Here is an 11,662-nt window from a genome sequence, read left to right on the forward strand (position 1 = left end):
TGGCGGCCCAAATCGGGTTATTAAATAAACGCAGCGAGTACTTTTATTATTTTCGTCTGTCATGAAATTATATATAGACCGAGGCATCGGCACTCTAGATTTAAAGGTTCTGTCGCATAAATCAAAATCCGCGTCATATTTTCTAGAATTGGAATTCTAAATTATCCATATGAGCTATGTATGATCACTTTCAAAGATCGGTACACTCCCTAATCCATTATCCGCCAATCCGTCCGACGGTACTATGCCTATTCACTAAGTTACCGTAACATTGAGGAAATGATAGCGGAGCGCGGCATTGAAGTTGACCATAGGACATTGAATCGATGGGTTGTTTACTATGCATCAAAATTGGCCAATGCAGTCTAAGCACATATTGCGCCTCCAAAAACACCGTCATACGTCTAACCGAAAGCCTTTCTAACGAATTAAAGTTCAATGGTATTAATGTAAACGCAGTAATTGACACCCCAGTAAATCAGGTCGGCATGCCTGATGCCACCCCAAGTAATTGAGTATTACCTGAAAAATTAGCCAAAATAATTTTTTTAGCCTCAGATGACGCCTCAGCCATTTATGGTGCGTTATTGCCACTGAGAGGCTTAAGCTAAACTTTACTGACTTTGAAGGCATTGATATTGTCGACCTTAAAGCCAGAACAAATATCTACAGCCAGTGGCTTAAGTAATTTTGTCAGAGTACTTTGTGGTAGCTTCGGATCATCCGCTGCCACCACCTTTTGGGATAACCGCTCGGCCTTTCATCACAGCCAATTAATGGAGCATGCCAACGCTTACAACCCCATCTATACCGATAACATGGAAAACATCAGCAATTGGGTCTTAATAGTGATCAAGCCAATCTTTTGTTCGAGTGGACACTATCGGTACAAGCTAGCACATTGGGCGCCAACGACATCTTTTTATCCATGATATTCCTGGTGTTGATCTTTGCTATTTGGAGCACCAAACCCATTCATGACAAGCATGCCGTCGTCGATGCTGGTAGAGCGCATTGATCACGTAGTTAGATGAATATCTGAGTAAAACTAGAGATCGACATTTTTAATGCCGCGCAACATTAACCGATGACAGCGAAACGGCTATCGACTTAAACTGCGGCGTATGCGAGCGTGGATCAGTTCGTCTTGAGCTAAGCACATTCGCCTCTGGGTAATACGCCGCCACACAGCCCTTAGGTAAATTAAATAGTTTCACCTCAACGCCGCGCATCTCTCCATAGTCAGAGCAGATGTCGACGGTAGCACCTTCACTCACGCCGAGCTCTAAAGCATCTTGCTGATTCAGCAATACCGTCCAGCGATTATTCACGCCACGATAGCTATCGCTCTCTTCATAAATAATAGAATTAAATTGACCTTCGCTGCGAATAGTCATCATGGTATATGGCCGCATCGATTCGCCAACAGTACCCGCACTGAGTGGAATAACAAACCGTGCCCGACCATCTGGAGTATTAAATTCTGGCTGGTGCTTAAGGCGACCACTAACGTAAAACTCCTGCTTTGCTACGTCAATATCCGCTAACTCTTCCATTCCCGGCACGACCTTGGCAATTGCCTGTCGCACTTTTTGATGGCGTTTAAACTCAGTGAAATTAATGGGGCAATCGAGCACTAATTTACTGGCAATATCCGCCAGAATAGCCACTTCCGAACGCACCGAGGCAATACGCTCAATACCACCGTCACTTAAACGAACGTAGTTAAACATAGATTCCTGTGTGGTCGGCTCTGGTTCTTCGTCACGCGCGCACACCGGAAAAATCAAAGACTCGCCAACATCAACACCGGTGACATGACCACGATTCAGAGTGGTGGTTAAAAATATTTTAAGGCCAATATTATCCAAGGCTTTAGCCGCCCACTTACTGTCTGGACTGGCTTCATAAAGATTTCCGCCCATGATTAAGGCCGCGTCGATACCACCGTCGTAAGCCCACTCTAAAGACTCTAAGGTATGCATACCCTTGCCTTTTGGTAGCTTCACACCAAAAGTTTGCTCAATGCGGCTAAACACTTCGCTAGGTAGTACGGGCTTAACACCAATAGTACCAATACCCTGCACATTGCTATGGCCCCGCAGTGGCAATAATCCAGCATTAACTTTACCCACCATGCCGCGCATTAATGCCAGATTGCTAATCCATTCAATATTATCGACACCGTGCTGATGATGGGTCATGCCCATGCCCCAAGCAAAAATAGTATTTTGTGATTGGATATAAACATCAGCAACACGCTGTACATCGTCCTTTTCAATACCGCAACTGTCGAGTAAATCTTGCCAAGACTGCGCCTGCACATAGCATTCAAATTCAGTATAGCCGCTGGCATGTTCAAGAATAAATTGCTGTGCCGTCCCCTCCTTCTCGATCACCGCTTTAGCAATCGCTGTAAACAGCGCAATATCACTGCCGATTTTAGGTTGTAAATAAATACTCGCGACTTCGTCACCGCCTTTCATGATGGAGCTAATCATCTTCGGTGCAGCAAACTGAACCAAGCCCGCCTCCCGCAGCGGATTTATCACCACTACAGTTCCACCTCTACGGCGTAAGCCAATGAGTTTATGCAGCAATCGCGGATGGTTTGAAGCAGGATTTGCACCAATTAAAAAGAACAGATCGCAGTGCGCGATATCATCTAATTCAACAGTGGCTGTGCCAGTGCCTACGGTATTACCCAAGGCCTCACCAGTAGCCTGGTGGCAATAATAGGAGCAGTTGCTGATATTGTTGGTGCCATAAAGACGGGCCATTAACTGCAAAAGAAAACCCGCTTCGTTGGAAGAGCGCCCGGAGCTATAAAAAAAACTGCGATCTGGACTTACCTTAGCCAAACCCTCGGCGGCATGATTAATTGCCCAATCCCAATCAACCACTGCATAACGGTTTTCACCCGCAGCTTTGTATACTGGCTGACCAAGCCGTCCAAGGGTTTCTAGCTCTCGCGCAGAAAGCGAACGGAATTCCTCTAAGGTATGAGAAAATACGGCGGCAGGAATGGGCGCTTGAATATCTGTTGATTGCGCCTGAATACTCTTATTGCAAACCGACGGAAATTCATCCAGCTCATTGGTCATACCACCACGCTGCCCACCCATGCCCAATCCACAGGCTTTACAGGCATTTTTTGCGTTCAACGCTTTGGCTGAATTAAGCAAGCCAATTTTACGTGCGGTATTAAGGGTATAAAGAACTTTTTTAGGCCCACCGCCAATCACTTTCATATATGCGCTCGCGCTCGTTATTTACAAATATACACCGCCAACCATACTACGCCTTTCTTCGGACTTAAAATAATAACTAGGCGGGATCTTTGCACGAGCCGGAATATTGTTCTCTGGCAATGAAAAACCGCAGCGCAGCGGATATCACGCACTTTGTGCGAGTGATCAGCGGGAAGGATAAATGAGGAAGTCTATAAACAGAAATGACCGATTGAGTAGAGCTTGCCCTTTATGCCCTGTGGGTGCGCGAGCGGAGCTAGTTCTTTGGGTACGATTTCGCCAAAAGTAAGCGCCTTTAAGCTATGTCGACAGAGGGCATAATAACTATTTTGCAAAGGTCTCTAGGTAAAAACAAGCGAGTAATATAACTGGCCGCCTCATATATCAGAATTGGCATATTAATCTGGCAACCCCCAATGCGACTGTAATATTTCACAACTGCGCATACCAATAAATATTCGCCAAGATGATTAGGCACTTACCGCTCCGATGCTGCTAAAATAGAGTCCGTTACGATTCTATCTAATTGTTTTGAGGTTCTAAGTTTGACTCAGAAATCGGTAAAAACGCGAACGCCACAGGCAGAGCGCACCGCCACTATGCGCCAGCGACTCTCTGAGGCTGCATTTGAAGTGATTAAAGAAGTCGGCTACGCCAACTTCCGTACATCTGCGGTTTCTAAAGCCGCCGGTGTTTCTCAGGGTGCGCAGCTCCATCACTTCCCGACCAAAGACTCGCTCACCACCGCCGCAATGGAATACGCCTACGAGCGTGCCCATGGCAATTTTTTAAAAAATATCAGTGGGTTTTCTGCTAGCGACGATCCTTTAGATGCGGTAATTCAAGACGCCGAAGATTTTTTTATGTCAGACCATTTTATGGTCGCATTAGATATATTAATGGCCGGCGGTAAGAACACCGAACTCAGAGATGAGCAAGTCCGACTTGCTGTGGCAAGCCGCGCATCTGTTGAAGAAAGCTGGGTAAAAAAACTAATTGAACTGGGCTGGCAAAAAGACGACGCTGAAATGATTCTCAGCATGACTTTTTGTCTAGTTAGGGGCTTCGCCATCAAACTGCTGATTAGCCACAGCCTCAGTGATTTATCGCCGATGATGACACAATGGAAAAGTATGGTCGCACTGCTTAAGGCGAACCGCTAAATAATATTTCTGCTTTTTTTATTCAATCCAAGTCGCCCCTGCTGATGCAATCAGCAGGGGCGATTTTGTTTAGACGCTAACGTCTGTTAGCAAAGGCCGTATTTCTTCTAAAATAGTCGGATCATCAATTGTCGCAGGCTTTTAAGCTCTTCGCCATTGGCCGTTTTTTGCAAACACGGCTCCTGTGTACACCTATGCCGACCATTAGAACCGACGCCACCCATAAAACTGCCAACGGTTGCATTTAGACCCTGATGAGACAGCAGCAAGTCGAACTCAATACAAGCACCAAACAATTTACTATCAGCCCCAAAAAAGACTAACCCTTCAAGAATAAATTTAGAAAATTGCAGACTTAGCCAAATTACCTCATAACGTACTGCATTACGCCTCCAGACGGAGAATTGCCTTCACACATTCTCCCCGATGTTGAGCCTCAACAGCTTCATTAATGCTCTCGAAGTCGTAAAACTGGCACAGCTTATCGAAAGGGAATTTCCCTTCCATATAAAGATCAACCATCACTGGTACAAACTCAGCTGGATCAGCATCACCCTCACAGATCCCCTTCAGTTTAATACCCGTAGCCAGCATGGTAATCACATCTATGTCTAATACTGCATCTTCTGGCGTTCCCGGCACACCTAAAAAGCCCAGCGTGCCAGCTGCCGCCATCGCACCAATCAGGCCTTTAATCACCACTTTCTTGCCAGTAGTGTCCAACGCATATTCTAAACCACTTGGAGCAATGGCCCGAATCTGCTCAGCCATATCACCTGCCATCGGGTCGATCACGTGGGTAGCGCCAAGTTCTAAGGCCAACTTTCTGCGGCTTTCATGAGGCTCTACCACAATAATGGTGCCACACTGCTGAGCCACTGCCCCCATCACTGCAGACAGCCCCACAGCCCCACCACCACTAATGCCGACGACCGAGCTCGGTTCACAGGCAAAGCCGCGCATAAAGGTTCCGGCGCCAGTCTGGATGCCACAACCTAGGGGACCTAATAGCTCCAACGGCGCATCGTCGCGCACCTTTACTACACAGTTTTCGCTCGCTAGCGCATAGCTTGAGAAAGAGGACTGACCAAAGAAGTGACTGGAGATGCTCTCCCCATCTTTGTTAAAGGCCTTGGAGCCATCGGCACGCAGGCCAGCGAAATTCAGCGGCAGGAAGCTATTACAGTAATTACGATGGTTGTGGCCACAGGGAGAACAGGTATCACACGAGGTGTACGATAATACCACGTGATCTCCCGGCTTAACCGAGGTGACACCCTCACCCACCTTCTCAACAATACCAGAGCCTTCATGACCCAATACCGCAGGAAGCTGGGTCGGCAACGCCTGATCTCGAGCGGCGATATCGGTATGACAAATACCTACACCGACAATTTTAACCAACACTTCTTTTTCCCGAGGAGCCTCGAGCTCCAGTTGTTCCAGCTGAAAATCGGCTCCAGCGCTACGGCTGACTGCGGCTGTAACTTGCATAGTAAATCCCCTATAATTATTGGCTATTCTCTTTCAAAGACTGATTCTGTACTCCAGTCCCCGTGTATGTTTAATGGCGACTTCAGTCATCCAGCAGGGCACAAACAGACTTGGATTCGGTGTACATCAGTACACCTTCATCGCCCACTTCCCGACCAATACCGGATTCTTTAAAGCCACCAAAGGGCATGGCCGCATCCACCACGAAGTAAGTGTTGATCCACACTGTACCCGCCTGCAGAGCCGCCGCCATACGGTGGCTGGTTTTCATGTCCTTACAGTAAAGATTGGCCCCCAAACCATAGCAACTGCTGTTAGCCAGCTTGATAGCTTCTTCCTCGGTACTGAATTTGGTGGCGGCCAGCACCGGACCGAAGATTTCTTCGTTAAACACCCGGCTCTCGGCAGTGACGCCGGAGAGGATGGTGGGACGCACATAGTAGCCCTGCTCTGGCAAGGGAACATTGGGAGAGATCACCTCAGCCCCTTCTTGCCGGCCGATTTCGATATAACTCTGGATACGGTCACGTTGTTTCTTGTTGACCACCGGACCAATCATGGTCGCCGGATCCTGGCCTGGGCCAATAGGCAAGTTTTTGGCGACCTCATTGATCCCAGCGATTACGGTGTCATAGATAGATTCATGACACAGCAGCCGCGAACCGGCAAAGCAGGTTTGCCCAGAATTGAAGAAGATCGCCATGGCGGCATCGGGAATGGCTTTTTCCAAATCCGCATCCGGCATAATAATGGTGGGGGACTTCCCTCCTAGCTCCAAGCTAACCCGGCGCAGGTCGTTGGCAGAGCTGCGCAGAATATGCTTACCCACATTGGTGGAACCGGTAAAGGCGATTTTGTCGATATCTGGGTGGGTGATCAGCGCTTCCCCTACCGTCTCGCCATAACCTGTAACGACATTTACCACACCTGGTGGAACACCAGCTTCGAGGATTAACTCAGCCATGCGCAAGGTGCTAAGCGAGGCCACTTCCGAAGGCTTGAGCACGACAGTACAACCGGCCGCCAAAGCCGAAGCCACTTTCCAAGCCGCCATCGGTAGCGGATAGTTCCAAGGCACAATCTGCCCGACAACACCCACAGGCTGGCGTAGGGTGTAGGCATGATATTGACGGCCGTCACCTGAGACCGACAGGGTCTTGCCATAAATCTTAGTACACCAGCCCGCCATATAGCGGAAAACCTCTACTGCAGAGGGCACATCTACCATCATCGCAAGGTGTTTAGGCTTGCCATTATCAAAGCTGTCAATCAAGGCCAACTCTTCGGCGTGGGCTTCGAGCTTCAGAGCCACCTGCTCCAGCAAACGGCTGCGATCGATTGGACGCATTTTCGACCAACCGGGCGATTCAAACGCAGCTCGAGCTGCCTTAACCGCCAAATCGATATCTTCCGCACCACCGGCGGCTAGCTGCGCAAAGATCTCGCCATTGGCAGGGTTTTCCACTGGAATGGTTTCGCCGCTTAGCGCGTCGCGCCAATCGCCACCGACCAGCATTTTTCCCGAGGGGAGGACAAGGTCATTCAAACTGTTCATGGTACGGATCCCTTTATCGATTTATATCAACGCAATTAAATTTAATCGACCCAAGGTACACCTCAGGCCAAGCGCTTTATTTCATCAGTTTTGCCGTGAGATGCCATGACTAGCATCGAGAAACTTGTCCGCATGGACATTCTTTTCATCAACCCCCAAAGACAGTACCGTCTCGGTCACCGCATCGATCATGGGTGGGGGACCACACAGGTAGACCTGCGTATCTGCAGACAGGTATTGTCCCGCCGCACTTTCAATCGCGGTGTTTACAAAGCCCCGCAGCCCGGTCCAGTCGCTGTTTTCAGGTTCATCTGAAAGCACCGGCACAAACTGGAAGGCACCGTCCCAGGCTTCGCCGATTTTGGCGATGCGATCCAGACAGTACAGGTCAGCCTGGGTCCGAGCGCCGAAGAACATCACACAGGGGCGGCCGTGGGGGGCCTTCGCGGCCTGCTCCAACAGACTGACAATCGGCGCAAGACCACTGCCGCCTCCCACACAAATAATCGGGCCGCGACCGTCACGCAGCCAGAAGTTACCTGAGGGGCCGTGCACCTTAAGCTTCGTTTGATCCAGTTTGCCCTCAAACAACAAACCGGTGAACTCTCCGCCTGGGACATGGCGGATAAACAAGTCAACCTCCCGCAGGCCTTCTTCCGAGGGGGGCAAAGCAAAAGAGTAGGAGCGACCGCCAAAAAACTCATCGATGTGTAACTGCACATACTGGCCAGCATCGAACCACATTGGCCGATCTAGGCGCAGGGTGACTTTTTTAACATCGTGGGTTAAATCCTCTGTAGCGATAATCTCGCCATCATAATCTTCCGGCGGGTGCAGCTGCTTGAGTTCAAAGTTCGGAATATGAACCGTCACATCCAACTTCAGTGCACTCTGGCAGGTCAGAATCATATTATCCTGGAGCTCTTCCGCTTCCAGCACGTAGGCAAAGTCCGTCAACTCCCGGACCTTACCGCCAGAGGTTAACTTACATTTACAGCTGCCACACGTCCCCACCGTACAACTGTGCGGCATGGCATAGCCATGAGCCAGTCCCGCTTCCAGTATCGACTGCCCAGGCTTCACCTCAAAGCTGATACCCGCAGGCTCTATCGTCACCGTCTTCGGCGAGGGCTTTAGAAAGGAAAATATAGACACAACCCCACCTCAGTGCGTCAAAGGCAGAATCGCGATCACCGGCTCAAGATCGAGAAGTGACGCATCTAATGATTCCAGACCCGGTAAGGTCAGCGTATCAAGGGCAGTCACAGAACCAAGTAGCTGAGTAGCAAAACTCCCTCCCTGCACCAACAAGCTGTTGATGACAGGGTTAAGACCACCCGCCACTTGCAGCCAACCCTGCTGAAACGCGTCATTCCCTGCAAGGGGGGCAGTTAATGGCGGAACTACCGTCCCCAGCACCGGAGTGGTAACCGCTAACAACTCCGATACCACCATCATCTGAGCATTGGCGACCGCTGCCATAAAGGAGAAGATTAACGAACAAGCAACTTTATTATAGATTTTCATAAAAACTCCATTTAGTTTGATAACGCTTCGAAGGATTCGTCAAAAAAGCCGCCTGTATCGGCGGCATCAAGGGGCGGGGGGAGGACAAGGGACATTTAGGTTCCCCCCTTTCGAGGTCAGTTTACAAAAGCATCAAAGTCCCACTTCACTTTAAAGCCGTACAGTCTCGGCGGCGCCAACGTTACCGTACGACCAAAGTCTGACTGCAGAATTGAAGAGAAGTAGTCTTTGTCCTTGGCGTTATCGACAAACGCCGTCAACTGGAGTCCCCAAGGATAGTAGAACCAACTTGCCCGAGCAGACCATAGCTCATACTGATCCTGCACATAGTGTGGAGAATTCTGCGCCGTCGTAAAATACTCACTCTTGTACGAGTAATCGACACCGAACTCCACCGCGCCAAACTTATCGAAGTCCAGATATTGGTTCAGTGAAACCACTGAGGTTAATTCTGGTGATCTGGGAACACTATTACCACTGAAGTCACGCGGACCATTTACCAGCGCTGTCGAACTAACAGGCAATACTCCGCCAAGACCTATTAGTTCTAAGGCAAGGTCTTCTAGTGCACCCGGCCCAAAATACAAACCAGTCGTGTCATCAAAGCCTTCGCCATCTTCGAACTTGGTAAAGATGGATTCAACATATGTTGCTCCCCCCGTTATTACCAGCCCTGGGTTCCAGCTCGGCATCGGCTGCCACTGGAAATCGATCTCGGCGCCTTCAACTTCTGCTTCGTCGGCATTGCCATAACGAACAATGGCACCAGAAGTAAAAGATACCAATCCAGTCAACTGATTTTTGGTTTGCGAAGCGAACAGCGCACCATTCAATTTCAATGCACCATCCAGCCACTCGGATTTAATACCTAATTCAGCAGCTGTTGTTTCCTCACCTAAAACAGCATCGGGGTTACCGAAGAAATTTACGATGTTATAAGTTGGACTCTTATAGCCACGCTGAAGAGAGGCATACACCTGCATAACATCTGAGGGGAACCACTGCAGAGAAATTTTTGGAGAGAAAGTAGATTCTTCTAACGGTGGTGCGGTGAATGTTGATATCCGTATATTACGGGAATAATCACTGCTGCCGAAGTAGGCCTCCTCGTCGAAACCCGGTGTAAAGGTATCGACAAAATCGAGGTAGGTACTACCGATTGAGCGCGTTTCTTCCTGATAACGAGCACCAAGTGTCAAAGCCCACGCCTCATTAAAACGCCACGTTCCTTGGGCGTACAAAGCATCAGAGTCGGTGCTNAAAATACCAGCTGACTCTAAAGTGATACGAGCAGCATCCGACAAGGTATTACCGAGATTCAAACCCAGTAACGGCTCAGTAAGCGACCCCAGTACGCCAGTGGGCAGTAACCCAGTAGCAAGCCCATTATTCAGTATAAAGGCCAATCGTCCAAACCCGCCTTCGGCCTTAAGACCATAGTACCCCGCCACCCATTCCAGCTTGTCAGACATTGGCGTCTCTGAATTCGAGAGGATCTGAAGTTCAATGGTCTCCTGATCATTATACTGGTCATAGACGAAGAAAGCGGAACGATCCTCATCAGTTGAATCGTAGTCAAACTGCCCCCAGTCAACGTCTGCCAACTGATCAGAGTAGATAAATTTGATATCTACAGGACCGGGACGCCACTCAAAGACCGCGCCATACATGGTGTTAATTGTGGCGTTACCACCTTCATAGTTGGTATGGGTATCGCGATCAGGCTCGTCAACTTCAGCGCCCGCACCAAACACAAGAGAAGGACGGGTATTTTCCTGTACCAACGAATTACCATTGAACTGATTCACATAAGAACCAATCAACGTCACGCTAAAATCTTCTAGGAAGTCCCACTTAATTTTAGCACGCCCACCTTCAGAGAAATCTTCTCGCCAGGTTCGCTTCTCGCCGTTACTAAAGTTTTGACCATAATTTTCGTGAGTATCTTTAAACCCAGAAAGCGTAAATCCCAAACCCTCAACACCGGGCACATCTACGCCGATAAACGCCTGGTATTCCGCAGTATCGTAGTTGCCTTGTACATATTTTAGATTCCCCACAAACTCATCAATCGGCGGATCTTCGGTTGTAATATTGATCGCACCCGCAGTCGCGTTACGACCAAAAAGCGTGCCTTGCGGCCCCTTCAACACCTCTACGCGCTTTACTGGGCCTAGGGAATCTTGCTTACCCTGACTGGCAGGGATATTAATTCCGTCGATATAGGTCGCCACACTTGGATCCGCATTCGGCAAAAAACCTTCACTACCTACACCCCGGAGGTAGATCAATGTGTATCCATAAGTATAAGTAAAGGTCAGTCCGGGCGTGATTTTTTGAAGATCAGCGGTATCTTCAATATTGAACGCGTCCAGCTTTTCACTGGAGAAAGCTTGAATCGTAATGGGAATATCTTGTGCATTCTCCTCACGCTTTTGCGCAGTAACCGTAACCTCTTCAAGCAAGCGGTTCGACGCACGCGACTTCGCATCTTCTTGCAACTGATCTGCTAAAGCGGTATTAGAGAAGGCGACAGCAACGGCCGCCGAAAGAATTTGTCGTTTCATAATTATCTCTTCAAATTTGTTAAAGCTAATTATTGTTACTTTAATGCGCTTTGTATGGCTCAAAAAAACAACCATCATACAAACCGTGTAAACGCATCGTAAGTT

Annotated in this window: 8 protein-coding genes and 1 pseudogene; 3 read left to right on the forward strand and 6 right to left on the reverse strand. The window is 48.7% G+C overall.

Annotation, left to right across the window (positions count from 1 at the left end; all coding sequences use genetic code 11):
• Nucleotides 1–213 precede the first annotated feature (213 nt).
• Nucleotides 214–345 (forward strand): annotated as a pseudogene (locus tag GVJ32_RS18275) (IS6 family transposase); the annotation flags it as partial.
• Complete coding sequence (locus tag GVJ32_RS18425) at nucleotides 327–515, forward strand: SDR family NAD(P)-dependent oxidoreductase (protein WP_200841311.1); 189 nt, start codon at nucleotides 327–329, stop codon at nucleotides 513–515. The pseudogene GVJ32_RS18275 and the gene GVJ32_RS18425, both read left to right, overlap by 19 nt.
• A 549-nt stretch (nucleotides 516–1,064) precedes the next feature.
• Here the strand turns inward: GVJ32_RS18425 and GVJ32_RS02975 are convergent.
• Entirely contained in the window at nucleotides 1,065–3,251 is a 2,187-nt protein-coding gene (locus GVJ32_RS02975; protein WP_159238534.1) for an FdhF/YdeP family oxidoreductase, read from the reverse strand.
• Between the two features lie 545 nt (nucleotides 3,252–3,796).
• Between GVJ32_RS02975 and GVJ32_RS02980 the strand changes: the two genes are divergently transcribed.
• Complete coding sequence (locus GVJ32_RS02980; protein ID WP_159238535.1) at nucleotides 3,797–4,414, forward strand: TetR/AcrR family transcriptional regulator; 618 nt, start codon at nucleotides 3,797–3,799, stop codon at nucleotides 4,412–4,414.
• Between the two features lie 384 nt (nucleotides 4,415–4,798).
• On the opposite strand, the gene GVJ32_RS02985 is transcribed toward GVJ32_RS02980, so the two are convergent.
• From GVJ32_RS02985 to GVJ32_RS03005, 5 genes are all read right to left on the reverse strand, one after another.
• Nucleotides 4,799–5,908, reverse strand: coding sequence for an NAD(P)-dependent alcohol dehydrogenase (locus GVJ32_RS02985; protein ID WP_159238536.1), 1,110 nt, complete (start codon nucleotides 5,906–5,908; stop codon nucleotides 4,799–4,801).
• Nucleotides 5,909–5,990: 82 nt separating this feature from the next.
• Complete coding sequence (locus GVJ32_RS02990; RefSeq protein WP_200841312.1) at nucleotides 5,991–7,463, reverse strand: aldehyde dehydrogenase family protein; 1,473 nt, start codon at nucleotides 7,461–7,463, stop codon at nucleotides 5,991–5,993.
• 84 nt (nucleotides 7,464–7,547) lie between these two features.
• Complete coding sequence (locus tag GVJ32_RS02995) at nucleotides 7,548–8,618, reverse strand: 2Fe-2S iron-sulfur cluster-binding protein (RefSeq protein ID WP_159238537.1); 1,071 nt, start codon at nucleotides 8,616–8,618, stop codon at nucleotides 7,548–7,550.
• A 9-nt stretch (nucleotides 8,619–8,627) separates the two neighbouring features.
• Nucleotides 8,628–8,990 (reverse strand): hypothetical protein, encoded by a 363-nt coding sequence (locus tag GVJ32_RS03000; RefSeq protein WP_159238538.1) that lies wholly within the window; start codon nucleotides 8,988–8,990, stop codon nucleotides 8,628–8,630.
• A gap of 116 nt (nucleotides 8,991–9,106) precedes the next feature.
• Nucleotides 9,107–11,635: a TonB-dependent receptor gene (locus GVJ32_RS03005; RefSeq protein ID WP_435808059.1), complete on the reverse strand. Its 2,529-nt coding sequence runs from the start codon at nucleotides 11,633–11,635 to the stop codon at nucleotides 9,107–9,109.
• Between the last annotated feature and the right edge of the window lie 27 nt (nucleotides 11,636–11,662).

Origin of the sequence: Zhongshania aliphaticivorans (genome assembly GCF_902705855.1) — a bacterium.
In the GTDB taxonomy this organism is placed as follows: Bacteria; Pseudomonadota; Gammaproteobacteria; order Pseudomonadales; family Spongiibacteraceae; genus Spongiibacter; species Spongiibacter aliphaticivorans_B.